This is a genomic window from Streptomyces sp. NPDC048270, assembly GCF_040652335.1.
Lineage (GTDB): Bacteria > Actinomycetota > Actinomycetes > Streptomycetales > Streptomycetaceae > Streptomyces.
In genome coordinates this window covers 22,093-47,885 of sequence record NZ_JBEZLV010000042.1, presented here as the reverse complement: position 1 = coordinate 47,885, position 25,793 = coordinate 22,093, and the positions used below count along the sequence as shown (strand labels likewise).

General features: G+C 74.4%; 23 protein-coding genes and 1 pseudogene. 5 read left to right on the top strand and 19 right to left on the bottom strand.

All coding sequences use genetic code 11. From position 1 onward, the window contains the following. Nucleotides 1–366 precede the first annotated feature (366 nt). The 3 genes from AB0D66_RS28640 to AB0D66_RS28630 all read right to left on the bottom strand — a co-directional run bounded on the left by AB0D66_RS28640 (nt 367) and on the right by AB0D66_RS28630 (nt 3,015). Nucleotides 367–1,335, bottom strand: a complete 969-nt coding sequence (locus AB0D66_RS28640) for a YafY family protein (RefSeq protein WP_362309556.1) — start codon at nt 1,333–1,335, stop codon at nt 367–369. 79 nt (nt 1,336–1,414) lie between these two features. Next, entirely contained in the window at nt 1,415–1,966 is a 552-nt protein-coding gene (locus AB0D66_RS28635; protein ID WP_362309569.1) for a hypothetical protein, read from the bottom strand. 218 nt (nt 1,967–2,184) lie between these two features. Further along, nucleotides 2,185–3,015 carry a transglycosylase family protein gene (locus AB0D66_RS28630; protein ID WP_362309553.1) on the bottom strand — a complete coding sequence of 277 codons (831 nt, stop codon included), beginning with the start codon at nt 3,013–3,015 and terminating at the stop codon, nt 2,185–2,187. Nucleotides 3,016–3,310: 295 nt separating this feature from the next. Here AB0D66_RS28630 and AB0D66_RS28625 point away from each other — a divergent pair, with 295 nt between their 5' ends. Both AB0D66_RS28625 and AB0D66_RS28620 read left to right on the top strand, forming a co-directional pair. After that, nucleotides 3,311–4,117: a hypothetical protein gene (locus tag AB0D66_RS28625; RefSeq protein ID WP_362309550.1), complete on the top strand. Its 807-nt coding sequence runs from the start codon at nt 3,311–3,313 to the stop codon at nt 4,115–4,117. A 100-nt stretch (nt 4,118–4,217) separates the two neighbouring features. Beyond that, nucleotides 4,218–4,592 (top strand): hypothetical protein, encoded by a 375-nt coding sequence (locus AB0D66_RS28620; protein ID WP_362309548.1) that lies wholly within the window; start codon nt 4,218–4,220, stop codon nt 4,590–4,592. A 24-nt stretch (nt 4,593–4,616) separates the two neighbouring features. Here the strand turns inward: AB0D66_RS28620 and der are convergent, their stop codons facing one another. The 5 genes from der to AB0D66_RS28595 all read right to left on the bottom strand — a co-directional run bounded on the left by der (nt 4,617) and on the right by AB0D66_RS28595 (nt 9,656). Next, nucleotides 4,617–6,080: a ribosome biogenesis GTPase Der gene (gene der / locus AB0D66_RS28615; protein WP_362309545.1), complete on the bottom strand. Its 1,464-nt coding sequence runs from the start codon at nt 6,078–6,080 to the stop codon at nt 4,617–4,619. A 75-nt stretch (nt 6,081–6,155) separates the two neighbouring features. Then, entirely contained in the window at nt 6,156–6,743 is a 588-nt protein-coding gene (locus tag AB0D66_RS28610) for a lysophospholipid acyltransferase family protein (RefSeq protein ID WP_362309567.1), read from the bottom strand. 56 nt (nt 6,744–6,799) lie between these two features. Then, nucleotides 6,800–7,507: a (d)CMP kinase gene (gene cmk / locus AB0D66_RS28605; protein ID WP_362309542.1), complete on the bottom strand. Its 708-nt coding sequence runs from the start codon at nt 7,505–7,507 to the stop codon at nt 6,800–6,802. Nucleotides 7,508–8,001: 494 nt separating this feature from the next. After that, complete coding sequence (locus AB0D66_RS28600) at nt 8,002–9,090, bottom strand: prephenate dehydrogenase (RefSeq protein ID WP_362309539.1); 1,089 nt, start codon at nt 9,088–9,090, stop codon at nt 8,002–8,004. 125 nt (nt 9,091–9,215) lie between these two features. Beyond that, nucleotides 9,216–9,656: a YidB family protein gene (locus tag AB0D66_RS28595; protein ID WP_362309536.1), complete on the bottom strand. Its 441-nt coding sequence runs from the start codon at nt 9,654–9,656 to the stop codon at nt 9,216–9,218. 135 nt (nt 9,657–9,791) lie between these two features. Between AB0D66_RS28595 and AB0D66_RS28590 the strand changes: the two genes are divergently transcribed. The 3 genes from AB0D66_RS28590 to AB0D66_RS28580 are packed head-to-tail and all read left to right on the top strand — an operon-like array spanning nt 9,792 to nt 11,396. Continuing rightward, complete coding sequence (locus tag AB0D66_RS28590; RefSeq protein WP_362309533.1) at nt 9,792–10,157, top strand: DUF952 domain-containing protein; 366 nt, start codon at nt 9,792–9,794, stop codon at nt 10,155–10,157. Between the two features lie 56 nt (nt 10,158–10,213). Further along, nucleotides 10,214–10,687 carry a Rieske (2Fe-2S) protein gene (locus AB0D66_RS28585; RefSeq protein ID WP_362309530.1) on the top strand — a complete coding sequence of 158 codons (474 nt, stop codon included), beginning with the start codon at nt 10,214–10,216 and terminating at the stop codon, nt 10,685–10,687. A gap of 28 nt (nt 10,688–10,715) precedes the next feature. Continuing rightward, complete coding sequence (locus AB0D66_RS28580; RefSeq protein ID WP_362309527.1) at nt 10,716–11,396, top strand: nucleotidyltransferase domain-containing protein; 681 nt, start codon at nt 10,716–10,718, stop codon at nt 11,394–11,396. Here AB0D66_RS28580 and AB0D66_RS28575 read toward each other — a convergent pair. The 11 genes and pseudogenes from AB0D66_RS28575 to AB0D66_RS28525 all read right to left on the bottom strand — a co-directional run bounded on the left by AB0D66_RS28575 (nt 11,393) and on the right by AB0D66_RS28525 (nt 25,779). Further along, nucleotides 11,393–12,409, bottom strand: coding sequence for an ADP-ribosylglycohydrolase family protein (locus AB0D66_RS28575; RefSeq protein ID WP_362309524.1), 1,017 nt, complete (start codon nt 12,407–12,409; stop codon nt 11,393–11,395). The two genes, AB0D66_RS28580 and AB0D66_RS28575, sit on opposite strands and share 4 nt — an antisense overlap. Next, complete coding sequence (locus AB0D66_RS28570; RefSeq protein WP_362309521.1) at nt 12,406–13,149, bottom strand: NUDIX domain-containing protein; 744 nt, start codon at nt 13,147–13,149, stop codon at nt 12,406–12,408. The genes AB0D66_RS28575 and AB0D66_RS28570 overlap by 4 nt, the downstream gene beginning before the upstream one ends. Further along, the gene (locus tag AB0D66_RS28565; RefSeq protein ID WP_362309518.1) at nt 13,146–14,225 is read right to left on the bottom strand and encodes an AAA family ATPase; all 1,080 of its coding nucleotides are present in this window, start codon (nt 14,223–14,225) and stop codon (nt 13,146–13,148) included. Before AB0D66_RS28565 ends, AB0D66_RS28570 begins: the two co-directional genes overlap by 4 nt. Next, nucleotides 14,222–14,818 (bottom strand): nicotinamide riboside transporter PnuC, encoded by a 597-nt coding sequence (pnuC, locus tag AB0D66_RS28560; protein WP_362309515.1) that lies wholly within the window; start codon nt 14,816–14,818, stop codon nt 14,222–14,224. The genes AB0D66_RS28565 and pnuC overlap by 4 nt, the downstream gene beginning before the upstream one ends. A 121-nt stretch (nt 14,819–14,939) precedes the next feature. After that, the gene (locus AB0D66_RS28555; RefSeq protein WP_362309512.1) at nt 14,940–16,283 is read right to left on the bottom strand and encodes a pseudouridine synthase; all 1,344 of its coding nucleotides are present in this window, start codon (nt 16,281–16,283) and stop codon (nt 14,940–14,942) included. After that, complete coding sequence (gene scpB / locus AB0D66_RS28550; RefSeq protein WP_362309510.1) at nt 16,283–16,909, bottom strand: SMC-Scp complex subunit ScpB; 627 nt, start codon at nt 16,907–16,909, stop codon at nt 16,283–16,285. The genes AB0D66_RS28555 and scpB overlap by 1 nt, the downstream gene beginning before the upstream one ends. Then, nucleotides 16,906–17,700 (bottom strand): annotated as a pseudogene (locus tag AB0D66_RS28545) (segregation/condensation protein A); the annotation flags it as partial. The pseudogene AB0D66_RS28545 and the gene scpB, both read right to left, overlap by 4 nt. A gap of 2,847 nt (nt 17,701–20,547) precedes the next feature. After that, nucleotides 20,548–21,057 carry a hypothetical protein gene (locus tag AB0D66_RS28540; protein ID WP_362309507.1) on the bottom strand — a complete coding sequence of 170 codons (510 nt, stop codon included), beginning with the start codon at nt 21,055–21,057 and terminating at the stop codon, nt 20,548–20,550. After that, nucleotides 21,042–22,202, bottom strand: a complete 1,161-nt coding sequence (locus AB0D66_RS28535; RefSeq protein WP_079154105.1) for a ParA family protein — start codon at nt 22,200–22,202, stop codon at nt 21,042–21,044. The genes AB0D66_RS28540 and AB0D66_RS28535 overlap by 16 nt, the downstream gene beginning before the upstream one ends. 326 nt (nt 22,203–22,528) lie before the next feature. After that, nucleotides 22,529–23,644: an alanine dehydrogenase gene (ald, locus tag AB0D66_RS28530; protein WP_327386192.1), complete on the bottom strand. Its 1,116-nt coding sequence runs from the start codon at nt 23,642–23,644 to the stop codon at nt 22,529–22,531. 152 nt (nt 23,645–23,796) lie between these two features. Continuing rightward, nucleotides 23,797–25,779 carry a tetratricopeptide repeat protein gene (locus AB0D66_RS28525; RefSeq protein ID WP_362309502.1) on the bottom strand — a complete coding sequence of 661 codons (1,983 nt, stop codon included), beginning with the start codon at nt 25,777–25,779 and terminating at the stop codon, nt 23,797–23,799. Nucleotides 25,780–25,793: the final 14 nt, after the last annotated feature.

Sequence of the window (25,793 nt, the reverse complement as noted above, 5' to 3'; positions counted from 1 at the left end):
GGGCGAACGAGATGCCCGAGGCGGGGCAGGGGCCGGCGGTCGGTGAGGTCACCATCCACAACCTGAGGACGAGCGACAACGCCGTGACCGCCGCCGGCCGGCCACCACCGGCGCCCGTCCACCGGCGCGGCCCGGCACCGCCGCCCGTCAGCGCCACGCCAGGACGTTCGTCCGTCCCGGGTCACGCTTGTGTCACAGAATATCGACAAACCCCAATTGTTTTCCGGCCCGCGACACGCCCGCCGTTCAAGCGCATTGGAATCCTTTCCGAAGCCCTCTGCCGAACCGCTGGAATTCCGGTGGGAGATTGCCACGGGGCCGCTGGACCAGACCAGATGAATCCCCCTCAGGTCCGCCACATTTCCTTCACCTCGGCCGCTCCACGGCCCGCCCCAGCAGATCCCGCGCGGCCCTGATCCGATCCGACAGCTCCGGCGGCTCGACCACTTCGAACTCACAGCCGAGCAGCATGATGTGAATCACCATGACGTCCAGACTGACCGCCCCGGTGCGCAGCAGGCAGCTCCGGCCGTCGACCGGTTCCAGTACCCCGTCGCTCGGTCCGACGGTCCGGGCCGCCTCCTCCGCGGAAACCATCAGCCGCACCACCGCCCGGGCCGCGTACACCCGCTGGGACACGCCCTGCGAGACGTACGCGGCGAGGTCCGCGGCGGGCGGCTCGCGCGGGGTGAACCGCGGTCCGTGCGGCGCCTTGGGCTCGATCCGGTCCGCGCGGAAGGTCCGCCAGTCCTCCCGGTCCAGGTCCCAGGCGACCAGGTACCAGCGCCGCTCGGTGCACACCAGCCGGTGCGGCTCGACGGTCCGGCGGGTGACGTTGCCCTCGTGGTCGCGGTAGCCGAAGCGCAGCCGCTCGGTGTCGCGGCACACGGCGGCCAGCTCGGTGAGGACCGCGGGGTCCACGGTGGAGCGCTCGGCCCCGCGCAGCATCGGCACGGTGAACTCGTTGAGCGCGGACACCCTGCGCCGCAGCCTCGACGGCAGCACCTGCTCCAGCTTGGCGAGGGCCCGTACGGAGGCCTCCCCGATCCCCTCGACACCGTTCCCGGCGGCCGTCCGCAGCCCGACCGCGACGGCCACGGCCTCGTCGTCGTCCAGCAGCAGCGGCGGCAGCTCGGCCCCGGCCCCCAACTGGTACCCGCCGCCGGTCCCGGGGCTGGCGTTGACCGGGTAGCCCAGCTCCCGCAGCCGGTCCACGTCCCGGCGTACGGTCCGCGGCGTCACCCCGAGCCGGTCGGCGAGGTCCGCCCCGGTCCATTCGCGGTGGGCCTGCAACAGGGACAACAGGCGCAGCAGTCGCGCGGAGGTCTCGAGCATGCCCGCAGTCTGCCAGCGCGCCCGCCGGCGGGTCGCGGCCGTCCCGGAGCCCGGTACGGCGGCGGGCGGGGCGCCGCGGTCAGCAGGGGCTCAGCAGACCGGTGTCCTCGCTGCCGCTGAGCTCGATCAGCGCGCAGAGCGTCTTGGCCGACACCTTCCAGACGCCGTCGTCGAGGACCGCCGTCCCCTCGGTCTCCGGCATGACCGGGACCCCGCCGAGCAGCAGGTCGTAGGTGACCTGCGCCTCGGTGGGCGCGGTGAAGGCCACGTCCGTGACCTCGGCCGAGGACACGGCCGCGTCCGTGTTGCCCGCGAAGCCGCTGAGCAGCGGCTCGAGGAGCTCGCCGTTCTCCAGGACCTTGGCCTTCTCCTCGACGGAGACCTTGGAGTCGAAGAAGGCGGCCCAGTTCTTCTCGATCTCGGCCTTGGCCGCGGCCGGGTCCGCCGGGCCGTCGACGGCGGGCGCGGCGGCCGCGACGGCCGCGTGGGGTGCGGCGGGCACGCCCGCGGAGGTCGTCGTACCGCTGCTGCCCCGGTCCGCGTCTGAGGAGCATCCGACCAGGGCGGGCACGGCCGCCAGTACGGCTGCCGCCGCCCACACTCCGATACGAGGGTGTCCGCCCAGGTCCATCTGGCTCACCACCGGTCTCCGAGCGAGCCGTTCGGCTCCTTGGTTCCAGGGTCGACGCCTTCGGGGCGGAGTGCAATCGGGGTGGAGCGGGGATGCCGCGGGTCCCGTGCCCGGTTGCGGCCGGAGCGCCGCTGTGCGGGGCCGTCCTCCGCCGCCCCCGCCCCGGCCCTTCCCGGCCTCCCGGCCCGCCAACTGTGCGGCGGAGCCCACGGGTTGGTTCAGCGGGGACGCTGCGCACCGACCGAGGCACCGGCGGAGGCACCCGCGGAGGGAACCGCCGACGGCGCGGGAGCCGGGCCGGCCGGCTCCGGCTTCGGGCTGGGAGCCGGGGTGGGCCGCCCCACCGGGGCCGGCGGGACCGTCGGCGCAGGTTGCCCCACCTGGGCGGGCGGCGCCACCGGGGCCGGCGGGTCCACCGGCCGCGGCGGGCGGGTCGGCTCCTGCTCCGGGATGACCAGCATGGTGCCCAGGACCAGCGCGGCGGGCCGGGCCCCGACCACCGTCCGGTTCGCCTCGTACAGCGCCTGCCACCCGCCCCGCACCCGGTGCTTGCGCGCGATCGACACCAGCGTGTCCCCGCTCCTCACCACGTGCATCCGCCCGGCCAGCCCGTACCGCTTCGAGCACGTCGGCCAGGCGTCCCAGCCCTGCGCTCCCAGCACGTCCTCCGCCACCCGGATCTGCTGGACCCGGCTCGCCAGGTCGGCGCGCGGCGCGAACACCAGCCCCCCGTAGCCCTCCCACGTCGGCTGCCAGAACTGCAGCCCGCCGTAGAAGCCGTTTCCGGTGTTGACGGCCCAGCGCCCGCCGCTCTCGCAGTCGGCGACGCAGTCCCAGGGCCACTCGCCGCCCGGTCCGCAGTCCCCCGGCCCCGTCCCGATCACCCCCGGCGAGCCGGGGTGCGCGGCCCCCGCCGGACCGGGCGCGGGCGGCGGCGGGGCCTGGGCCGCCGCCGCACCGGCGGGGAGTACGAGGGCCAGCGCGGCGGCGGCGGCAGCGGCGCCCAGACGGGCCCTGGCCCGTCGGCACCGGATCCGGAGGTGGGGCATCGCGTCACGCTACGCAGCGCCCTCGCCCCTCCCGGCCCGGCGCGCCCGGCGCCCTCCCGCGCCCACCCGGTCGGCCGACCGGCCGCCCTCCCGCAAACGGCCAATCACGACCATCAACTGCGCACAAGCAGAAAACAGTTGGCACGAATCGAAGCCCCGGCCGGACGGTTCACTCATACGGGGGCCCGGTTCGAATCCGTTCCCTCCAATGGCGTGACCCCGGCCGCCGCTCCCCCGTTGAGCCCGGCGAGCCGGGAACCCCCCGGCCCCTGCACCTATGCCGAGGAGCCACCCCGTGCCGCGCATGCTCGACGTCAGTGATGAGGTACGTGCCGAGATCGGTGACGAAGAAGCCGACAGGCTGCTCGTCGGCGAGGACGCGCCGCGCAGTTACGACTGCACTTCCTGCCGCACCCCCGGCGACCCCGAGAACGACCGCACCAGCACGGTGCTGTTCGTCGGCGAGGAGACCGCCGTTCTCGCCTTCGCCCACGCCACCTGCATCCCCTCCCAGGTGGTCAAGGTCTCCGAGGAGCAGCTCCAGGGCGCCGTCGCCAGCATCACCGGTGACAGCCCGGCATCGCCCGCCGCCGGTGACGGCCCGCAGAACGTGCCGGGCGGCCAGGCCGTCCTCGGCATCACCAGCGGCCTGGTCCTGATCGGCGGTGAGCTGCACCCCGCCCTGGTGGTCGAGCCGACCGCGCCGATCGCCCGCCCCGGCAGCGACGGCCCCGGCGACGACTTCCTCCCGCTCCTCATCGAGCAGGGCTTCATCCCCGTCATGGACACCGCGCAGCTCCCCACCGCGCTGAGCGGCTGGTCGGTCCTGCTCGCCGCCGGACAGCTGCACGCCGTCCTCCAGCCGGGCCCCGACGGCGGCCGCCCGGTCGCCTGGTGGCAGGCGCACCAGGCGCTGTCGGTCACCGACGGCTGGCGCAACGCCGTCAACAAGACCCAGCGCGTGCTCATCTACGCCGCCCCGGTCGGCTCCATCGGCCAGCAGCCCCGTGAGGACCTGCTCCGCGACGCCCTGGACAAGGCCGCCGCCGCGGGCAAGCTCGTGGCCGCCTCCATGCCCCTGGCCGGCACGCCGGGCGCCTGACCCGCGCACCGCTGATCGCCGCCGGGGAGGCCCCGGCGGCGATCTGCGTTTTCCGCCCGACACCCCGCATCCGCAGGGCGCCGGTTTCGTTGGCTGATACGTGCATCCATACGACTCCTCCCGCGCCCCGTCCCGTACGAGCCCCGTCTCGCACACCCCGATCTACGACGCCCTGTACTCGGAGTACCTGCGCGCCTTCCGGGCGCTGCCGGGCGACCGTACGGGCGAGGAGGACCTCGGGTTCACGGCCTTCTCGTACGGGGGCGGCTACACCGGCACGGGCGGCTCGTACGACAGCGGCTGGAGCGGCTCCTCGTGGCAGCGGACCGACGGCTGGCAGCCCACGTACGTGGCGCAGCCCCAGCCGGCGTACTCGTACGCGGGCGGCTCCGGATACGCCGACGGGCGGCCGCGCCAGACCGGGATGACGCCCATCCCGGCGGCCCTGCCGCCCGCTCCGCGCCGGGGCTACTGACCCCGGGACCGCGTACCGCCCGTACTACTTCTTCTTCTTGTACTGGGCGCCGCGCTTCTCGCGCACCCGCACCGAGATGTGGATCGGGGTGCCGTCGAAGCCGAACTCCTCGCGCAGACGACGCTCGATGAAGCGCCGGTAGCCGTGCTCCAGGAAGCCGGAGGCGAAGAGGACGAACCGCGGCGGCTTGCTGCCCGCCTGGGTGCCGAACAGGATGCGGGGCTGCTTGCCGCCGCGGATCGGGTGCGGGTGGGCCGCGACGACCTCGCCGAGGAAGGCGTTCAGCCGGCCGGTGGGGACGCGCGTCTCCCAGCCCGCGAGGGCGGTCTCGATCGCCGGGACCAGCTTCTCCATGTGGCGGCCGGTGAGCGCCGAGACGTTCACCCGGGGCGCCCAGGAGACCTGCTGCATCTCGGTCTCGATCTCGCGCTCGAGGTAGTAGCGGCGCTCCTCGTCGAGCTCGTCCCACTTGTTGTACGCGATCACGATCGCGCGGCCCGCCTCGACGGCCATGGTGATGATGCGCTGGTCCTGGACGCTGATCGTCTCGGTGGTGTCGATCAGGATGACCGCGACCTCCGCCTTCTCGACGGCGGCGGCCGTGCGCAGGGAGGCGTAGTAGTCGGCGCCCTGCTGGAGGTGCACCTTCTTGCGGATGCCGGCGGTGTCGACGAACTTCCAGGTGACGCCGCCGAGCTCGATCAGCTCGTCGACCGGGTCGCGGGTGGTGCCGGCCAGCTCGTTGACGACGACACGGTCCTCCTTCGCGACCTTGTTGAGCAGCGAGGACTTGCCCACGTTCGGGCGGCCGATCAGCGCGATGCGGCGCGGACCGCCGGGGGCGGCGCCGCCGAAGGTCTGCTCGGGGGCTTCCGGCAGGGCCTCCAGCACCGCGTCCAGCATGTCGCCGGTGCCGCGTCCGTGCAGGGAGGAGACCGGGTGCGGCATGCCGAGGCCCAGGGACCACAGGGAGGCCGCGTCGGACTCGCCGCTCTGGCCGTCGACCTTGTTGGCGCACAGGACGACGGGCTTGCCGGCCTTGCGCAGCAGGCGGACGACGGCCTCGTCGGTGTCGGTGGCGCCGACCTTGGCGTCGACGACGAAGACCACCGCGTCGGCGGCCTCGATGGCGTACTCGGCCTGGGCGGCGACGGAGGCGTCGATGCCGAGGACGTCCTGCTCCCAGCCGCCGGTGTCGACGACCTTGAAGCGGCGGCCGGCCCACTCGGCCTCGTACGTGACGCGGTCGCGGGTGACGCCGGGCTTGTCCTCGACGACCGCCTCGCGGCGGCCGATGATGCGGTTCACCAGGGTCGACTTGCCGACATTCGGCCGGCCGACGACGGCGAGGACGGGGAGGGGGCCGGCAGCGGCCTCCTCGAGGGCACCTTCGACGTCCTCGATGTCGAAGCCCTCTTCCGCGGCGAGCTCCATGAACTCCGCGTACTCGGCATCGCCAAGTGCTCCGTGGTCGTGCTGGTCGTTCATGAAGTCCGTTCCTCGTCGTTCGTGGTGATCGGTGGTACCCGCGCAGCGCGGTTCCACTACTAGGTCAAGTCTCGCTCAGCGCCCGGTGAGGCGCTTGGCGTCGGCCAGGTGGGCGGTCAGCCGGTCCTGGATGCGTACGGTGGCCTGGTCCAGGGCGGTGCGGGTACGGCGGCCACTGCCGTCCCCGGCGTCGAAGGCCGAGCCGAACACGACGTCGACCCGGCTCTTGAAGGCGGGCAGGCCCTTGACGAGCCGGCCCTTGGTGTCGCCGCTGCCGAGCACGGCCACCGGCACGATGGGCGCGCCGCTGCGGACCGCGAAGTACGCGAGACCGGCGCGCAGCGAGGCGAAGTCGCCCTCGCCCCGGGTGCCCTCGGGGAAGATGCCGAGGGCCCCTCCATTGTCGAGCACGCCGAGGGCGCGGGTGATCGCCGCCCGGTCGGCGCCGGTGCGGTCGACCTTGACCTGCCCGATCCCTTCGAGGAAGGGGCCGAGCGGGCCGACGTACGCTTCCTTCTTGATCAGGAAGTGCAGCGGCCGGGGCGCGGTGCCCATGACCATCGGGCCGTCTATGTTGTGCGAGTGGTTCACGGCGAGGATGACGGGGCCGGAGGCGGGCACCTTCCAGGCGCCGAGCACGCGGGGCTTCCACAGCCCGTACATGAGCCCGATGCCGATGCGCCTGCCGACCGCCGCACCCTTGAGGGAGGGCGCTTCGCTCACTTGCGGCCCGCCCGCTTCTCCTCGACCAGGGTCACGACGCACTCGATGACCTGCTCGAGCGTGAGCTCGGTGGTGTCCACCTCGACGGCGTCGCCGGCCTTGGCCAGCGGGGAGGTCTTGCGGCCGGAGTCCGCGGCGTCGCGCTTGATCAGCGCCGCCTTGGTGGCCGCGAGGTCGGCGGCCTCCTTGCCGCGGAGCTCACCGCTGCGCCGGGCCGCGCGGGCCTCGGCGGAGGCGGTCAGGAAGACCTTGAGGTCCGCGTCGGGCAGCACGGTGGTACCGATGTCGCGGCCCTCGACGACGATGCCGTCGGCCTCGCCGGCCGCCTTCGCCGCGATGGAGCGCTGCAGCTCGGTGATCAGGCTGCGCACCTCGGGGACGGCGCTGACGGCACTGACCTTGGCGGTGACCTCCTGGGTGCGGATGGGCCCGGCGGCGTCCAGCCCGTCCACGGTGATCGTGGGCGCGGCCGGGTCGGTGCCGGAGACGATCGACGGCTTGCCGGCGGCGACGGCGATCGCGTGCGGGTCGTCGGTGTCGACGCCGTTGGTGATCATCCACCAGGTGATGGCCCGGTACTGGGCGCCGGTGTCGAGGTAGCGCAGCCCGAGCTTGGCGGCCACGGCCTTGGAGGTGCTGGACTTGCCCGTGCCGGAGGGACCGTCGATGGCGACGATCACGGCTGCCGGAGCTGCGGTTTCCACGGTGCGGGCACCTTCCTGGTTGCGCGTACGTGTCCGGGCGCACGAAAACGCCCCTCCTCCAGGTTACCGGCCCCCGAGACCCCCCGTCCCCGCCTGCCCGGCCCCCGCCTCCACCAGACACCGCCGGCACCCCAGCCCTGCCCGGCACATCCAGCCCCGCCGGCCAGATCCAGCCCCGCCGGCGTTTGAGGCGCGGGGTCCGGGGCGGAGCCCCGATGCGGGGCCCCCGCCCGACAACCCAGCCCCACCCGGCACATCCAGCCCCGCCCGGCACATCCAGCCCCGCCGGCCACATCCAGCCCCGCCGGCGTTTGAGGCGCGGGGTCCGGGGCGGAGCCCCGATCCGTGACCTCCGCCCGACACCCCAGCCCCACCCGGCCCATCCAGCCCCGCCGGCCACATCCAGCCCCGCCGGCGCTTGAGGCGCGGGGTCCGGGGCGGAGCCCCGATGCGGGGCCCCCGCCCGGCGGCCCGGGGCGGAGCCCAGGCGGCGGCTACTGCTGCCGCAGCGCCCAGCCCCGGTCCCGCAGCTCGGCCGTCAGGCCCGCCGCGGCCCGCGGCTCCACCATCAGCTGCACCAGCCCGGCCTGCTGCCCCGTCGCGTGCTCGATCCGCACGTCCTCGATGTTGACCCCGGCCCGCCCCGCGTCCGCGAAGATCCGCGCCAGCTCCCCCGGCTGGTCGGAGATCAGCACGGCCACCGTCTCGTACTGCGTCGGCGCCGCGCCGTGCTTGCCCGGCACCCGCACCCGCCCCGCGTTCCCGCGCCGCAGTACGTCCTCGATGCCGGCCGCGCCGCCCCGCCGCTTCTCCACATCCGCCGACTGGAGCCCCCGCAGCGCCTCGACGGTCTCTTCCAGGTCGGCCGCGATCCCGGCGAGCACGTCGGCGACGGGCCCCGGGTTCGCCGACAGGATCTCCACCCACATCCGCGGGTCGGAGGCCGCGATCCGGGTGACGTCCCGTATGCCCTGCCCGCACAGCCGCACGGCCGTCTCGTCGGCCTCCTCCAGCCGCGCGGCGACCATGCTCGACACCAGCTGCGGGGTGTGGGAGACGAGCGCCACGGCCCGGTCGTGCGCGTCCGCGTCCATGACCACGGGTACGGCCCGGCACAGGGACACCAGCTCCAGGGCGAGGTTCAGCACCTCGTGGTCCGTGTCCCGGGCCGGGGTCAGCACCCAGGGGCGGCCCTCGAAGAGGTCCGCGGTGGCGGCCAGCGGCCCGGACCGCTCCTTGCCCGCCATCGGGTGCGTGCCGATGTACTCCGTCACGTCCACGCCGAGCGCCTCCAGCTCCCGGCGCGGCCCGCCCTTGACGCTGGCCACGTCCACGTAGGCGCGGGCCGCGCCCCGGCCGATCGCGTCCGCCAGGGTCGCCGCCACGTGGGCCGGGGGCACGGCGACGATCGCGAGGTCGACCCGGCCCTCCGGGGCCTCGTCCGTGCCCGCGCCGAGGGCCGCCGCGGTGTGGGCCTGGGCCGGGTCGTGGTCGACGAGGTGGACGGTGATCCCGCGGGCGGTCAGCGCGAGCGCCGCGGAGGTGCCGATCAGTCCGGTTCCGATGACGACGGCGGTTCTCACGAGGCACTCCAGGGTTGCGTTCGGCGAGGTGACGGGCTGTCGGGCCAGGGTAGCCAGCCCGGACGGCGCGAGGGCCCGGCGCCCGCCCAGTGGGACGGCGGCCGGGCCCCGGCGGGCAACCCGCGTCAGAGCTGCTGGGCCTTGATGATGTCCTCCAGCGAACCGGACGGCACCGAGCCGTTCGGCGTCAGCTTGTCGACCGCGGTCGGCAGCGACTGCGCGATCTCCGCCGCGGCGGCGTCCGGAGTGACGCCCGCCTGCTCGGCGACCTTCTGGAGGGTGCCGTCCGGCAGCGCCTCCTTGATCTGGTCGGCGCTGACCGGCTGGTTCTGGCCGGTGCCGACCCAGGACTGCGCCTGGTCGACGAGGCCGGACTTGGTCAGCATCTCCAGCAGGCCGGCGAGCGGGTTGTTCGCGGCGCCTCCGGCCGCCTGCGCGCCGCCCGCTCCGCCGCCGCCCATGAGGGCGCCGAGCAGCGAGCCGAGGATGTTGCCTCCGCCGCCGGCGCCGCTCTGGCCGCCGCCGAGGATGCCGCCGAGAAGGGAGCCGAGGTCGTTACCCGCCATGGTCCTGCCTTTCGCAGAGGGACCGGGCCGCGCGAAAGCGGCGTACCCGGCTTCGAGACACGGACAATGTCACCCAACCCGGGCATGGCCGCCACTTGGCGCACACGCCTCCGGCCCTGCGGTAGAACGATCGGCATGATCTTCCACCTCGTTCCGCTCGCCGACTGGACCGCCGCACCCGAGCGGCCGTACGCCCCGCCCTCGCTCGACTCGGAGGGTTTCGTGCACTGTTCGGCCGACCGGCCCACGGCGCTCGCGATCGCCGACGCGCACTACCGGGCGGTACCGGGGATCCTGCTCGCGGTGGAACTCGACGAAGGTGCCCTGACCGCCGAGGTCCGCCGCGAGAGTGAATCCGACGGCCGCTACCCGCACGTCCACGGCCCGTTGAACCGGGAGGCCGTGATCCGCGTGTGGGAGGTGCTACGCACACCCGGCAGCCCTGCCTCACTGGCACCTTGGGACCCGGGCCACCGAAACGGCGCGGCAGGCTTCTCCTGAGGCCCGCCGCAGGCCAGGATGCTCTCGCCGATCCGGCCACGAAGCGAGGAGAAACCATGAGCGACCCCACGCGCACCGCCCGGCGTACGGTACTGACGGCCGGCGCGGCCGCCCTGGCAGGCGGCGCGCTCACCGCGTGCGGCGGCGGTGACGGCGAGAAGACGCCCGCGAACGGGTCGGCGTCCGCGCCCGCCCCGTCGGCGTCCCAGCCGGCCACCTCCCAGGAGCCCGCCGGCGCCGACAAGGTCATCGCCAAGGCGACCGAGGTGCCGGTGGGCGGTGGCAAGATCCTCAAGGAGGAGAAGCTGGTGATCACCCAGCCCACCGCAGGGAACTTCCGCTGCTTCTCGGCGGTCTGCACCCACCAGGGCTGCCTCGTGAACAAGGTGGCGGACAACACCATCGTCTGCCCCTGCCACATGAGCACGTTCGAGGCCACGGACGGAGCCCCGACCAAGGGCCCGGCCACCAGCCCGCTGCCGGAGAAGAAGATCAAGGTCGCGGCGGACGGCGGTATCTCGCTCGCCTAGCGGCGAGGCCCGCGCCTAGGCTCCCCGGATGGACGAACTGACACTGGTACGGGACCACACGGTCTACCAGTGCGTGATGGGCTCCCGGGCGTTCGGGCTGGCGACGGAGGCGAGCGACACCGACCGGCGCGGTGTCTACCTCGCCCCGACGCCGCTGTTCTGGCGGTTCGAGAAGCCCCCCACGCACGTGGAGGGCCCGCGGGACGAGGAGTTCTCGTGGGAGCTGGAACGCTTCTGCGAGCTGGCCCTGCGCGCCAACCCGAACATCCTGGAGTGCCTCCACTCCCCGCTGGTCGAGCAGGTCACCCCGGTCGGCGAGGAGCTCCTCTCCCTCCGCGAGGCCTTCCTCTCCCGCCGGGCCCACACCAGCTTCAGCCGGTACGCGGCCTCCCAGCACGGCAAGCTCCTCGCGGACGTCCGCATCCACGGCGCCCCGCGCTGGAAGCACGCCATGCACCTGCTGCGGCTGCTCCTGCCCTGCCGCGACCTCCTGCGCACGGGCCGCCTGACCCTCGACGCGGGCCCGCACCGCGACCGCCTCCTGGCGGTCCGCCGCGGCGAGCTCACCTGGGCCGAGGTGGACACCTGGATGTCCCGCCTGACCTCCGAGACGGACGCGGCCCTGACCACGACCCGCCTCCCCGAACACCCGGACCACGCCCGCGTGGAGGACTTCCTCGTCCGCACCCGCCGCGCCTCGCCGGCCTAGTCCCAGAGCGCGCCGAAGGCCAGCAGTTCCTCGCGGTACTCGATGCGCCCCTCCCAGTCGCGGGGCCAGACGTCCGCGCCGAGGTGGGCGCCCGCGAAGGCGCCGGCCAGGCAGGCGAGGGAGTCCGAGTCGCCGGCCGTGCAGGCGGCGCGGCGCAGGGCCAGGAGGGGTTCCTGCGGGAAGAGCAGGAAGCACTGCAGGGCCGTGGCGAGGGCTTCCTCCGCGATCCAGCCCTCGCCCGTGGTCAGGCAGGGGTCCGTCTCCGGGGACGGGGTGCGCAGGGCCGCGGCGAGGCGGTCGAGGACGGCCAGGCACTCGTCCCAGCCCCGGGCGATGAAGGACTCCGGGGAGGTGTCACTGGCCGTCCGCGCCCAGAGGTCGCCGAGCCAGCGCTCGTGGTAGCGGGTGCGGTTCTCCAGGGCGTACGAGCGCAGCCGCCCGACCAGGCCCGTCACCTCGGTGCCCTGCGCGAGCAGGTGCACCGCCCGCGCGGTGAGGTCGGAGGCGGCGAGAGCCGTCGGGTGGCCGTGGGTCAGGGCCGACTGGAGCTGGGCGGCCCCCGCGCGCTCCTCCTCGGTCCAGCCGGGGACCAGCCCCACCGGCACCACCCGCATGTTCGCGCCGCAACCCTTGGAGCCGAGCTGGCTGGCGTCCCGCCAGTCCCGCTCGGGGTGGTTCAGCAGCGAGCAGGCCTTCAGGCAGGTGTTGCCCGGGGCCCGGTTGTTCTCCGGCGAGTGGTACCAGTCGACGAACTCCTCCCGGACCGGGCGGGCGAGCCGCAGCGGGCCCACCCGGCCCCGGTCGGCCGCGGTCCGTATGCCGCGCGCCAGGGCGAGCGTCATCTGGGTGTCGTCCGTGACGATGGCCGGCCTGGGCAGCTTCATCTCGCGCCACGGGCCGGTCTTGGCGAGGATCGACGGCACGTCGTTGAACTCGGTGGGGAAGCCCAGGGCGTCCCCCAGGGCGAGGCCGATCATCGCGCCGGTCGCCGCGCGCTTCGGGGTCGTCGTCATGGTGTGCTTCCTTCCGAGGGGCGGAGCAGGGGCGGGTGCAGGGCGGTCGCGGGGCCCGGCCGGTACAGCGCGGCCGGCTTGCCGCGGCCTCCGGTGAGCCGGGCGGCTCCCGGTACGGCCTCGACGAAGCCGGGTGTCGCCAGGACCTTGCGGCGGAAGTTGGGGCGGTCCAGGGCGGTGTCCCAGACCGTCTCGTAGACGGCCCGGAGCTCCCCGAGGGTGAACTCGGGCGGGCAGAAGGCGGTGGCCAGGCAGGTGTACTCGAGCTTCGAGCCGACCCGCTCCCGGGCGTCCGCCAGGATCACGGCGTGGTCGAAGGCGAGCTGCCCGGCCTCGGCCACGGGCACCCAGCGGGCGTGCGCCGCGTCCCCGCCGCCCTCCGCCGCCGGCTCCGGCAGGTCGGCGACCAGTGCGGTGAAGGCCACCGAGACCACCCGCATCCGGGGGTCCCGGTCCGGCTCGCTGTAGGTGCGCAGCTGCTCCAGGTGCAGGGCCGCCACCAGGTCGGGCGCCAGCCCGGTCTCCTCGGCCAGTTCGCGCCGCGCGGCGTTCTCCGCGGACTCGCGCGGCGCGACGAAGCCGCCGGGGAGCGCCCAGTCCCCCGCGTACGGCTCCTGCCCGCGCCGGATCAGCAGTACGTGCAGCCGCCCGCCGCGCACGGTGAAGACCGCGAGGTCGACGGTCACCGCGAACGGGACGAAGGCGGAGGGGTCGTAGCCCGGGGGCGGCGCCGCGCTCATCGGGTCTCCGGCAGCGGATCGGCGAAGTGCCGGCCCTCGGCGAGCAGTTCGTCGACCGCCGCCACCGCGGCCGCCAGCCGCTGCTCGCGGTCGCCCCGTACGAGGAGGAAGCGCCTGCCGGTGCTTTCCAGTTCCTCCCTGAACCGCCCGGTCATCCAGGGCCGCAGGTGCGGGCCGTCGCGCAGTCCGTCGTCCTCGAACGGGACGTCCGCGTGGTCGGTCAGCAGGTACAGGTCGCGCCGCGTCAGGGAGGCGGTCTTCTCGACCTCCTCGTTGCGCCCGCCCGTGTACCGCTCGTGCCAGATGCCGGTGGCGAAGGAGTCGGTGTCGCAGAAGAGCACCGGCGAGCCCAGCCGGGCCTGCCTCTCCTCCTCCGCGTCCTGCCGCCGCGCGATGACCGGGAACTCCTCCGAGGCGAAGGTGATGTCCGCCCAGGTGGCCGCCGGGTCGGCGGCGCGCGCGGCCGCCAGCTTCTCCTCGCTGTAGCGGCGCCCGTACTCCGCGACCCAGCCCGTCCCGGCCCACACCCCGCCGCGTCGCCGGTAGTGCTCGGCCAGCGCCCGCGACAGCGTCGTCGTGCCGGTGGACTCGGCGCCGAGTACGACGACCCGCCGGGCCAGGGCGGCCCGTACGGCCGGTCCCAGGTAGTCCCAGCAGCCCACGGGGTCGGCCCGCACCGCCGTCCCGGAGACCGGGTACCGCGTCCGCGCCGGGTCCACGCAGACCTCCTCGGCGCCGAACCGCCGCGCGAGTTCGGCCCCGTACGCCTCCGAGGTGAAGACGGCGTCGACCGGCCCGGCGACCGCGCCCCGGAAGACCGCCATGTGGGCCTCCCAGACCGCCGGGTCCGTCAGGTCGACCGGGATGTCGTCGACCGCGCCGACGACGTCCGCGCCGGGGTGCTCCTCGCGCATCCAGGCGACCCGGTCGGCGAGCGGCACCGACTCCACGGAGGCCGCGCAGACCAGTACGGTCAGCCGGTCGCAGCGGTCCTGCGCGGTGCGCACCAGGTGGTGGTGCCCGGCGTGCGGCGGGTAGAACTTGCCCAGCACCAGCCCGTGCCCGTAGCGCTTCACGCCGTCGCCCCCAGGGCCGTACGGGCGCCCGCCGCGGGGAGCGTCCGGCGCCAGCCGGCCAGCCCGGCCGCGCAGAGCGCGAGGAAGCCGACGTAGAGGGCGGCGGTCAGGTAGAGGCCCTTGTGGGCGTAGAGCGGGATGTACACGAGGTCGGCGGCGATCCACAGCCACCACGACTCGAGGAGCTTGCGGCACTGGCCGTAGGTGGCCGCGAGGGAGAGACCGGTCGTCAGGGCGTCCCAGAAGGGGACGGTGGAATCGGTGGCGCGGCTCAGCAGCAGGGTGAGGGCGAGCACCCCCACCGCCCCCGCCGCGGCCAGCCAGACCCATTCGGTGCGCGTGGTGCGGCGCACCGGCAGGGCTTCGGCGGTTCCCGGTCCACCCCCGTGGGTCCAGGACCACCAGCCGTACGCGGCGAGGGCGATGAAGACGATCTGCAGCCCGGCGTCGGCGTAGAGGCCGGCCTGGGCGAAGAGAACGATGAAGAAGACGTTGTTGGCGATGCCGATCGGCCAGTTGGCGATGTGCTGGCGGGCCACGAGCCACACGCACAGGGCACCAGTGGCGAATCCGAGTACCTCGGTCCAGCTCATGACGAGCCCCCACTCCCTTTAATAGTCAGGTTGACTATAAACACTCCGGGGGGCGCCGGGCAAGCGAAAAGCCCGCAGCGCCGGAGGGCACTGCGGGCTTTTCGACCCGGGATCGGGGGTACTACAGACCGACCTCGCGCATCAGCATGCCGACCTCGGTGTTGGTCAGGCGGCGCAGCCAGCCGGACTTCTGGTCGCCGAGCTCGATCGGCCCGAAGGAGGTCCGGACGAGCTTCTCGACCGGGAAGCCGGCCTCGGCCATCATGCGGCGCACGATGTGCTTGCGGCCCTCGTGGAGGGTCACCTCGACCAGGTAGTTCTTGCCGACCTGGTCGACGACGCGGAAGTGGTCGGCGCGGGCGTACCCGTCCTCCAGCTCGATGCCGTCCTTGAGCCGCTTGCCGATCTCGCGCGGCAGCGGGCCGGTGATCGCCGCGACGTACGTCTTCTTCACGCCGTACTTCGGGTGCGTGAGGCGGTGGGCCAGCTCACCGTGGTTGGTGAGCAGGATGATGCCCTCGGTCTCGGTGTCGAGCCGGCCGACGTGGAAGAGGCGCGTCTCACGGTTGGTGACGTAGTCGCCCAGGCACTGGCGGCCGTCCGGGTCCTCCATGGTGGAGACGACGCCGGCCGGCTTGTTCAGCGCGAAGAACAGGTACGACTGGGTGGCGACGGTCAGGCCGTCGACCTTGATCTCGTCCTTCGGCAGGACGCGCTTGCCCTGCTCCAGCACGATCTCGCCGTTGACCTCGACGCGGGCCTGCTCGATCAGCTCCTCGCAGGCGCGGCGCGAGCCCATGCCGGCGCGGGCGAGCACCTTCTGCAGGCGCTCACCCTCCTCCTCGGCACCCGGGAAGGTCTTGGGGGTCTTGATGACCGGCTTGTCCGCGTACCGGTCGCGCACGCGCTCCTCGATCCGCGCGTCCAGCTCGCGCGGCCGGGACTGGCCGCTGCGGCTGCCGGGGCCGCGGCGCGGGCCGCCGGCCCCGCCGATGCCGGGGGTCTTGGCGGGCTTGGGGCCGCCCTTGGCGCCGCCGCGCGCCGCCGCGCCGCGGGCACCGCCGCCGCCGGCCTTGGGGCCGCTGCGGCCGGAGCGCTCGCCCTCGGGGCCCACGTCGTAGCGGCGCTCCTCGGGGCGGGGGTTGCGGGGGCGCTGGGGAGCCTGGTCGCGGTCCCGGTCGCGGTCGCGCGAGCCGGAGCCGCCGCCCTGGTAGCCGCCGCCGGAGGAACCGCCGCGGTAGCCGCCGCCGGAGGAGCTGCCGCCCTGGTAGCCGCCGCCGGAAGAGCCGCCGCGGGAGCCGCCCCCGCCGGAGGAGCTTCCGCCGCGGGAGCCACCACCGCCGGAGGAGCCGCCGCCGCGGTAGCCGCCGCCGGAGGAGGAGCTGCCGCCGCGGGAGCTACCGCGTCCGCCACCACCGCCGCCGCCGCTGTTCCTGTTGCCGCCGCCGTTGCCGTTGCTTCGCATCAAATGTCCGTCGTCTTGTCGTCGTCTTCATCAGTGTCCGGTGCGTCCGGATCGAACGACGGCACACCTTCTTGCGTCTCGGCTTCGATCGCGTCCGCCTCGGGGAGGAAGGGCGCGAGCTCCGGGAGCTCGTCCAGGCCGCGCAGGCCCATCCGCTCCAAAAAGTGGTTCGTCGTCCTGTACAGGATCGCACCTGTTTCGGGTTCCGTCCCCGCCTCCTCCACCAGACCCCGCTGGAGGAGGGTCCGCATGACCCCGTCGCAGTTGACTCCACGGACCGCCGACACCCGGGAACGGCTCACCGGCTGGCGGTACGCGACGACCGCCAGGGTCTCCAGCGCCGCCTGGGTGAGACGGGCCTGCTGGCCGTCCAGGACGAAGCCCTCGACGGCCGGGGCGAACTCCGCCCGGGTGTAGAACCGCCACCCGCCGGCGACCAGGCGCAGCTCGAAGCCGCGCCCCTGGAGCGTGTACTCGTCGGCGAGCTCGCGCAGCGCGTCCGCGACCTCCCGCGGGGTGCGCTCCAGCACCTTGGCCAGGTGCGCCTCCGTCGCGGGCTCGTCCACGACCATGAGGACGGCCTCCAGCGCCGGCTTGAGGGCCAGCACGGCCACGTCGCTGCTCATTCCTTGGCCTCCACGATCTGGTCGAACTCGTCGGTCACGGTCGGCATGCCGTCGCCGTCCCCGCCGCTCCAGCGCACGGTGAGGGTCTTCAGGGCCTCCTCCTGGTCCAGCACCACCGCCTTCTCGCGGTAGAGCTCCAGGAGGGCCAGGAAGCGGGCGACGACGGTGAGGGTGTCCCCGGCGTCCTCGGTGAGCTCCTGGAAGGTGGCCTCGCCGCGGGCCTTCAGCAGCCGCACGACGAGGGCCGCCTGCTCGCGGACGCTGACCAGCGGGGCGTGGATGTGGTCCACGTACACCTGGGGCTTGGCCTTGGGCTGCATGGCCTTGACGGCGAGGCGGGCGAAGCCCTCCGGTCCGATGGTGATGACGACCTCGGGCAGCAGGTCGGCGTGGTGCGGCTCGAGGCCGACGGTGCGGGGGTAGCGCCGGCCCTCCGCCTCCGCGCGGTCCTCGAAGATCGTGGCGATCTGTTTGTACGCCCGGTACTGCAGGAGGCGGGCGAACAGCAGGTCCCGCGCCTCCAGCAGGGCGAGGTCGGCCTCGTCCTCGACCTCGGCGGCCGGCAGCAGCCGGGCCGCCTTCAGGTCGAGCAGGGTGGCGGCGACGACGAGGAACTCGGTGGTCTGGTCGAGGTCCCAGTCGGGCCCCATGGCCCGGATGTGCGCCATGAACTCGTCGGTGACCTTCGACAGCGCGACCTCGGTGACGTCGAGCTTGTGCCGCGAGATCAACTGCAGCAGCAGATCGAAGGGCCCCTCGAAGTTGGCGAGCCGCAACGTAAACCGCCCCTCGCCTCCGGCGGGGGTGAGGCTTTCGGGCAAGCCCGGGGCCGTGCGGCCTGCGGCGAAGCCGGCGGTCTCGGGCGGGCCCGCAGGTCCGCCGCCGATGGCGGGGGTGACGGGTTCGGGCGAGCCCGGGGCCGTGCCGCCTGCGACGGGGCCGACGGAATCGGGCGAGCCCGCAGGTACGCCGACGGCGGGGGTGACGGGTTCGGGCGAGCCCGGGGCTGTGCGGCCTGCGGCGGGGCCAGCGGTCTCGGGCGGGCCCGCAGGTCCGCCGGCGGCGGGGACAACGGTTCCGGACGAGCCCGAGGCCGTGCCGCCTGCGGCGAGGCCGACAGATACGGGCGGGCCCGCAGGTCCGCCGACGGCGGGGGTGACGGGTTCGGGCGAGCCCGGGGCTGTGCGGCCTGCGGCGGGGCCAGCGGTCTCGGGCGGGCCCGCAGGTACGCCGGCGGCGGGGACAACGGTTCCGGACGAGCCCGAGGCCGTGCCGCCTGCGGCGAGGCCGACGGATTCGGGCGGGCCCGCAGGTCCGCCGGCGGCGGGGGTGACGGGTTCGGGCGAGCCCGGGGCTGTGCGGCCTGCGGCGGGGCCGACAGATACGGGGGAGCCCGGGGGTACGCCGCCGACGGCGGGGCCCTCGGGCTCGGGCTCGCCCCCGTTCGCACCTCCAGCGGGGCGGCCGACTGCGGGAGCAGCCGCGCCCCGGGCCGCGGCGTCGCCCGCGGCCTCGGTGCAGGCCCCGTCGCTCGCGTCGCCCGCGGCGGAGCCTGCGGAACCGGAGGCGTCTCCGGCCGCGGCCGCCGCGGGGCCGGCGACGCCGGGGGCGCCTCCCGCCCTGTCCGCCGTGCCGCCGCTCGACTGATTCGGAGGTTCGGAGGCGTCGTCTGAACCCCAGGCCGGGGGTTCGGCAGCATCCGGGGCAGTGGCGGGCACGCCGGAGCCGGCGGGGCGTACCGGCGCCGGCCCGTCCGCTACCGCGGCCCCCGCATCGCCTTCGGCGGGGTCAGCGACCACGGGGGGCGTTCCGGCTGCCGCGCCGACTGCAAGGGGGTCGGCGGTGACGGAAGCGCCCGCAGGGTGCGAGGTCTCCAGGGCGTCGGCCGAGGCCGGTGTGCCGGCATGCGGGAGGACCGCCTCCGGCCCGGTACCGCCGTCCGGCTCTCCGCCGTCACGGCCTTCCCCGCCCCCCGAGGGGTCATCGCGGCCCTCGGCGGGGGCGTCAGCGGCGGCGGGGGTGTCCTGGGGCTCTTCCCCGGGCTTGGGGGCCCCGGGGCGCTCAGCGGGCGCCCCGGGGGCCTTCCCCGGCGCACCGGGGCCTCGTCCCAGGAGTCGGCGGGCGGGACGGCCGGGTTCGGCGGGGAAGGGCATCGCGGTCCATGGTCGTGCGGAGGCGGGCTGCGCGGCGGCCTACGGGCCGGGGCGTGCCCCCACCCTAGGCTGCGACCCGCCCCCCGGACCGGACCGGCCCGAGGCATCCCCCCTCCGCGCGCCGAGGCGCCACAACGGTCGGACGCCTCACCAGGGGCCCCGGGCGTACCCGGAAGCCAGGCGTAGCGGCGCCGGGGCGTTCCAAGCCCGTGCGTGCGCCGCCGGGCCGGTGGTGGAGCCGGGCCCCGCCGCCAGACGGCGAGGGCGGCGCCGAGGCCGGGCGCCGGCATGAGGGGCGCCCCAATCCGGGCGACCCAAGCCGGGGCACAGGGAGATGGGGGCGAGCCGGGCCCGCGGCCAGACGGCGGAGGCCGGCGCGGGCCGTCCCCCTTCGGGGGCGCCGCCGCCAGGCCGAGCGGCCGGGCCAGGCCCTGCGAAGCCGGGGCGTGCCGTGGCGGGGCGCCGCGGGGGTCGGCCAGGCCCTGCGAAGCCGGGGGCCGCGGAGCCGGAGCATGCCGTGACGGGGCGCCACTGGGGCCAGGCCACGCGGCCAAAGCCGGCGCCGAGTCGTCCCGCGCCAGGGGCGCCACCAGGCCGAGCGGCCCGGACCAGGCCCTGCGAAGCCGGGGGCCGCAGAGCCGGAGCATGCCGTGCCGGGGCGCCACTAGGGCCGGGCCAAGCGGCCAAAGCCGGCGCCGAGTCGTCCCGCGTCAAGGGCGCCACCAGGCCGAGCGGCCCGGACCACACCCTGCGAAGCCGGAGCATGCCGTGACGGGACGCCACTAGGGCCGGGCCAGGCGGCAAAAGCCGGCGCCGAGTCGTCCCGCGTCAGGGGCGCCGCCAGGCCCGCTGGCCCGGACCAGGCCCGGCGAAGCCGGAGCGTGCCGTGACGGGGCGCCGCTGGGGCCGACCGGGCCCTGCGAAGCCGGGGGCCGCGAAGCCGGAGCATGCCGTGCCGGGGCGCCACTAGGGCCGGGCCAGGCGGCCAAAGCCGGCGCCGAGTCCTCCCGCGTCAGGGGCGCCACCAGGCCGAGCGGCCCGGACCAGGCCCTGCGAAGCCGGGGGCCGCGGAGCCGGAGCATGCCGTGCCGGGGCGCCACTGGGGCCAGGCCACGCGGCCAAGGCCGGCGCCGAGTCGTCCCGCGTCCGGGGCGCCGCCAGGCCGGGCGGCCCGGACCAGGCCCTGCGAAGCCGAGGCGTGCCGTGACGGGGCGCCGCTGGGGCCGGCCAGGCCCTGCGAAGCCGGGGGCCGCGGAGCCGGAGCGTGCCGTGCCGGGGGGCCACCGGGGCCGGGCCAGGCGGCCAAGGCCGGCGTCGGGTCGTCCCGCGTCGGGGCGCCGCCGGCCCGGGCATCCGGAGCCGGCCCTGCGAAGCCGGGGGCCGCCGGGAGGGGCGGAACCGGGGCCGGACCTGTGGAGGCGGGGGCGTTGGGCGGGGGTGCCGGGGCGGCGGGGGCGGAGTGTGGTCGGCCGGGGCCCGTGGGGGTCAGCGGCCTCGGAGGCGGCGGACCAGGATGCTCGCGTCCCCGCGGGACTCCAGGTCGGCGAGGACGACCGCCACCGCCTCGCGGACGATGCGGCCGCGGTCGACCGCCAGGCCGTGCTCCCCGCGGAGCACCAGCCGCGCGTGTTCCAGGTCCATGAGCTCCTCGGCGGAGACGTAGACCGTGATCTTCTCGTCGTGCCGCTCGCGCCCGCTGGGCCGCCGGTTCGCGCCCCGGCCCTGCCCCTTGCCGCGTCCGCCCGCCCCGGGGGCCGCGGAGGTTCCGTTGACAGAACCTTCCTGCGGCCGCCGGGGTGCTCCCACCACGGATTCCGTGCCGGCCTCGGCCTCCCGGCTCCGGCCCTCCCCCGCCGCACCCTCGGCCGAGGAGGCCGCGTGCTCGGCGGCGGGCGCCTCGTCGGCGCCCCGCCTCGGCGAGGAGGACTGGAGGGCCATCCCGCCGGTCGTACGGAACAGTTCGTCGGCTCCGGGCAGACTCACTCGGCGTGACACCGGGCGAGCACCTCCCTGGCGAGCTGGCGATACGCGGCGGCGCCGACGGAGTTGGAGGCGTACGTCGTGATCGGCTCACCGGCGACCGTGGTCTCCGGGAAGCGCACCGTGCGGCCGATGACCGTGTGGTAGACGTGGTCGTCGAAGGCCTCGACGACCCGCGCCAGCACCTCGCGGCTGTGCACCGTGCGGGAGTCGTACATCGTGGCGAGGATGCCGTCGAGCTCCAGCTCGGGGTTGAGCCGCTCCTGCACCTTCTCGATGGTCTCGGTCAGCAGCGCCACGCCGCGCAGCGCGAAGAACTCGCACTCCAGCGGGACGATGACCTTGTGAGCCGCCGTCAGGGCGTTCACGGTCAGCAGACCGAGCGAGGGCTGACAGTCGATCACGATGTAGTCGTAGTCGGCCATCAGGGGCTTCAGGGCCCGCTGCAGCGTCGACTCGCGCGCGACCTCGCTGACCAACTGCACTTCGGCAGCGGACAGGTCGATGTTGCTCGGCAGCAGGTCCATGTTGGGGACCGCCGTCTTGAGCAGCACCTCGTCGGCCGACATGCCCCGCTCCATGAGCAGGTTGTAGACCGTCAGGTCGAGTTCCATCGGGTTCACGCCGAGACCCACGGACAGCGCGCCCTGCGGGTCGAAGTCGACGAGCAGCACGCGGCGCCCGTACTCGGCGAGCGCGGCACCCAGGTTGATGGTCGACGTGGTCTTGCCCACGCCGCCCTTCTGGTTGCACATCGCGATGATCTTCGCCGGACCGTGGTCGGTCAGCGGACCGGGGATCGGGAAGTACGGGAGCGGGCGTCCGGTCGGGCCGATCCGCTCACGGCGCTGGCGGGCAGCGTCGGGGGCGAGGGTGGCCGCGTACTCGGGGTCCGGTTCGTACTCCGCGTCGGGGTCGTAGAAGTGCCCTTCGGGCACGTTGTCGTAGTCGGCGAAACCAGTGGGCTTTTCGCCGCTCAGGTCGCCGGCCCTGGAGTTCACGTCTAGGCCGTCCATGCTCTTTTGGGGCGTCGTCATGTGCTGGTGGTTTGCGAAGGTGCGGACTGCGACGGAGCCGACAGCCTCGAGCCCGGCGGGGTTCTGGCCCCGCTCCGGCGCGCCTGCTCGACCACCCCCAGGAGCAAATGTCGACTCATTCACAAGTCGTCTTACCTCCTCGGACGTGACCAGGACACTTATCGATAGGTCAGCGTGGCACCATGCCGACGGTTGGCGACTCTATGGCGTGTCACCGCTCAGCGGCAACACAATCCACCGGACCCGGCACGATGTGTCGGCAACCGAACACCACTCTGTCAAGGGCGCACGAGCTGTCACCGCGAAGTTTCGCGGGTGTGCGAAAGGGTTAAAGGGTTACGTTCGAGGCGAGTTGAGCGGCTCTCCGGCGCACCCCGCGAACGCGTCCGGCCGGACCTTGCGGGCAAGGTCCGGCCGGATACGTGAGATTGACGTCAGTCGTTGACGTGTCAGCCGAGCAGGGTGCTCAGCTCGAGGGTCTCGAGGCCGTGGGCCTCGGCGACGGGACCGTAAACGACCTGGCCGTCATGGGTGTTGAGGCCCAGCCCGAGCGCGGGGTCGCGACGCAGCGCCTCGACCCAGCCGAGGTTCGCGAGCTGCACGATGTAGGGCAGCGTGGCGTTGGTCAGCGCGTAGGTGGAGGTGTTCGGCACCGCGCCCGGCATGTTGGCGACGCAGTAGAAGACCGAGTTGTGGACCTGGAAGGTCGGCTCGGCGTGGGTGGTCGGACGGGAGTCCTCGAAGCAGCCGCCCTGGTCGATCGCGATGTCGACAAGGACACTTCCGGGCTTCATCTTGGCGACGAGCTCGTTGGTGACCAGCTTCGGGGCCTTCGCACCCGGGATCAGCACCGCGCCGATGACGAGGTCGGCCTCGACGACGGCCTTCTCCAGCTCGTAGGCGTTGGAGACGATCGTCTTGATCTTCGTGCCGAAGATCTTGTCGGCCTCGCGGAGCTTGTTGATGTCGCGGTCGAGCAGGGTCACGTGGAAGCCCATGCCGATGGCGATCTGCGCGGCGTTCCAGCCGGAGACGCCGCCGCCGATGACCACGCACTCGCCGGCGTGGGTGCCGGGGACGCCGCCCGGGAGCACGCCGCGGCCGCCGGCCGAGCGCATCAGGTGGTAGGCGCCGACCTGCGGGGCCAGCCGGCCCGCGACCTCGGACATCGGGGCGAGCAGCGGCAGCGCGCGGTTGGCGAGCTCGACCGTCTCGTACGCGATGGCGGTGGTGCCGGACTCCAGCAGGGCGTCCGTGCACTCACGGGAGGCCGCCAGGTGCAGGTAGGTGAAGAGCGTCTGGTCCTTGCGGAGGCGGTGGTACTCCTCCGCGATGGGCTCCTTGACCTTCAGCAGCAGGTCCGCGGTCGCCCAGACCTCGTCCGCGGTGCCGAGGATCTCGGCGCCGGCCGAGACGTACTCGGCGTCCGTGATCGAGGAGCCGACACCGGCGTTCTGCTCGATGAAGACCTGGTGGCCGTTGCGGACCAGCTCATGCACACCGGCGGGCGTGATGGCGACCCGGAACTCGTTGTTCTTGACCTCGCGGGGGATGCCGACCTTCATCGTCGATCACGGTCCTTGGCTCAGGGGAAAATACGGGGCACTTCCATACATACCCGCCCACAAGAACGCGCAACGGGATGCACCACGGGATGACGTGGTGAACCCAGTTTAATGAAGGATGAACGCGTGTCTAGCCTTGCAAACAAATAATCTTAGTCGGATCCACTACGGATTTCGCAGGCCGCGGGATCGTCTCCCAGCAATCTGTCGGCCGCGGACCGGTGCAGCCTGGCGGCCGCCGGGTCCCCCAGCCGGTCGAGCGTGTCGGCCAGCCGGACCTGCAGCGCGGCCTGCAGCCGCTGGTCCCCGGCACGGCGCGCCAGCTCCACCGCCTCCCGGCAGGTGTGCAGCGATTCCTCGGGCCGGCCGGCGTACTCCTGGACCCGGGCCATCTCGCTCAACGCCTTTGCCTGGCCCGGCACATCGGCCAGCCGCCGGTAGCCCGCGGCGGCGGCCCGCCAGCTGCGCAGCGCGTCCCCGTAGCGGCCCGCGTACGTGTGGACGTTCCCGAGCCGCCCGTACAGCCGGGCCTCGTCCGCACGCTCCCCCCGCGCCAGGGCCTGGGCGAGCGCCCGGCCGAACCAGTCGGAGGCCCGGTGCCAGTCCGCCAGCTCCTGGTAGGCGCCTCCTACGGATTCCATCGCGCGGCCCGTCGCGTACGGATCGTTCGCGGCCCGTCCCGCGTCCAGCGCGGCCCGGTAGCGGTCGAGCGCCTCCTGGGTCCGGCCGGTCTCGGCGTCCAGGTCGGCCAGGTTCAGCAGGGCGGCCGCCTGCTCCCGGTGCAGCTCGCGCCGCTCGGCCACGTCCAGGACCAGCCGGTGCAGCCCGTACAGCTCGGGGGCGGCCCCGGCGGTGCCGCGGTGCTCGGCGAGGGCCCGTACGAGCGCGGCGATCAGCCGGCGGGCCAGGGTGTCCAGCTCCCCGTCGGCCACGGCCAGGGAGGCGGCCGCCGAGAGCGCGGGCAGCCGGGTGTCGAGCCAGGTGGCGGCGGCGCGCCGGTCGGGGAAGCGCAGGGTGCGCGGCACCCCGTCGAGCTTCTCGCGCAGGCCGCCCCCGTCGAGCCCGCCGTCCTCGTCCGTTTCGGCCATGGCCCGGCAGGAGTGCAGCAGCCGTACGGTGCGCTCCAGCATCCGGGCCCGGGCGAGCTGGACCTCGGCCGGGCGCTCCTTGGCCTCGAGCAGGGCCTGGAGCAGCGGTGCGAGGCAGCCGGGCAGCAGGAACAGTCCGTTGTGCGCGTGGTGCAGGAGGCCCAGCCCGGCGAAGTCGTCCAGCGTGGACTGGGCCGCGGCCACCGAGCAGCCGGCGAGGGCGGAGGCGGTGTGCGAGTCGACGATCCCGGCGGGGGCCAGCGGCAGCAGCCGCAGGGTCCGCTGGGCCGGCTGCGGCAGGGACTCGTAGACGAGGCGGAAGCCGCGGGCCAGCGGGCCGCCGACACCGGCGGGCGTGTCGTGCAGCTGCTTGGCGACGTCGGCGACGGAGGCCTTGGGGTGGGCGGCCAGCCAGCCGCCGACGAGGGCGAGCGCGGCGGGCTGGCCGCCGCACTCCTCGGCGAGGCTCTCGGCGGCCCGCGGGTCGGCGCTGACGCGGGTGTCGCCGATGCGCTGCACGAGCATCTCCACGGCGGAGGGCGTGTCGAGTCCGCCGAGGGTGCAGGGCCGTACGTCGGGGATGCCGGTGAGCGGCCCTTCCGCGGTGACCACGACGAGGCACTCGGGGGTGTCCGGCAGCAGGGCGTCGACCTGGTGGGGGTCGGCGGCGTCGTCGACCAGGATGATCACGCGGCGCCCGTCGAGCGCGGTGCGCAGGGCCGAGCTGAGCTCGTCCTCGCCGGCGCCGGGCGGGGTGGTGCGGCCCAGTCCTTCCAGCAGGCCGCGGACGGCGCGCTCGGTGGGCAGGGTCTCCCCGCCGGGTGCGGTGAGCCGGGTCCGGAGCAGGCCGTCGGGGTACTGGTCGGCGACCTCGCGCACGAACGCCTCGGCGAGCGCGGTCCGCCCGGACCCCGGCCGCCCGGCGACCAGCAGCACGCGGGCGCGGGGGGCCTTGGCCTTGCGGCCCGAGAGGGTGTCGAGCCCGGTCCGTGCGATGTCCTCGCGCAGCTCCTTGAGCTCACGCCGCCGCCCGACGAAATCCGCCACGGATCCGCTCCTCT

Bases quoted from the DNA above. Each gene is read 5' to 3' on its own strand.
- AB0D66_RS28640 (WP_362309556.1), bottom strand. From the start codon at position 1,335: ATGCTCGAGACCTCCGCGCGACTGCTGCGCCTGTTGTCCCTGTTGCAG.
- AB0D66_RS28635 (WP_362309569.1), bottom strand. From the start codon at position 1,966: ATGGACCTGGGCGGACACCCTCGTATCGGAGTGTGGGCGGCGGCAGCC.
- AB0D66_RS28630 (WP_362309553.1), bottom strand. From the start codon at position 3,015: ATGCCCCACCTCCGGATCCGGTGCCGACGGGCCAGGGCCCGTCTGGGC.
- der (WP_362309545.1), bottom strand. From the start codon at position 6,080: ATGAACGACCAGCACGACCACGGAGCACTTGGCGATGCCGAGTACGCG.
- AB0D66_RS28610 (WP_362309567.1), bottom strand. From the start codon at position 6,743: ATGTACGGGCTGTGGAAGCCCCGCGTGCTCGGCGCCTGGAAGGTGCCC.
- AB0D66_RS28595 (WP_362309536.1), bottom strand. From the start codon at position 9,656: ATGGCGGGTAACGACCTCGGCTCCCTTCTCGGCGGCATCCTCGGCGGC.
- AB0D66_RS28590 (WP_362309533.1), top strand. From the start codon at position 9,792: ATGATCTTCCACCTCGTTCCGCTCGCCGACTGGACCGCCGCACCCGAG.
- AB0D66_RS28585 (WP_362309530.1), top strand. From the start codon at position 10,214: ATGAGCGACCCCACGCGCACCGCCCGGCGTACGGTACTGACGGCCGGC.
- AB0D66_RS28580 (WP_362309527.1), top strand. From the start codon at position 10,716: ATGGACGAACTGACACTGGTACGGGACCACACGGTCTACCAGTGCGTG.
- AB0D66_RS28575 (WP_362309524.1), bottom strand. From the start codon at position 12,409: ATGACGACGACCCCGAAGCGCGCGGCGACCGGCGCGATGATCGGCCTC.
- AB0D66_RS28570 (WP_362309521.1), bottom strand. From the start codon at position 13,149: ATGAGCGCGGCGCCGCCCCCGGGCTACGACCCCTCCGCCTTCGTCCCG.
- pnuC (WP_362309515.1), bottom strand. From the start codon at position 14,818: ATGAGCTGGACCGAGGTACTCGGATTCGCCACTGGTGCCCTGTGCGTG.
- AB0D66_RS28555 (WP_362309512.1), bottom strand. From the start codon at position 16,283: ATGCGAAGCAACGGCAACGGCGGCGGCAACAGGAACAGCGGCGGCGGC.
- scpB (WP_362309510.1), bottom strand. From the start codon at position 16,909: ATGAGCAGCGACGTGGCCGTGCTGGCCCTCAAGCCGGCGCTGGAGGCC.
- ald (WP_327386192.1), bottom strand. From the start codon at position 23,644: ATGAAGGTCGGCATCCCCCGCGAGGTCAAGAACAACGAGTTCCGGGTC.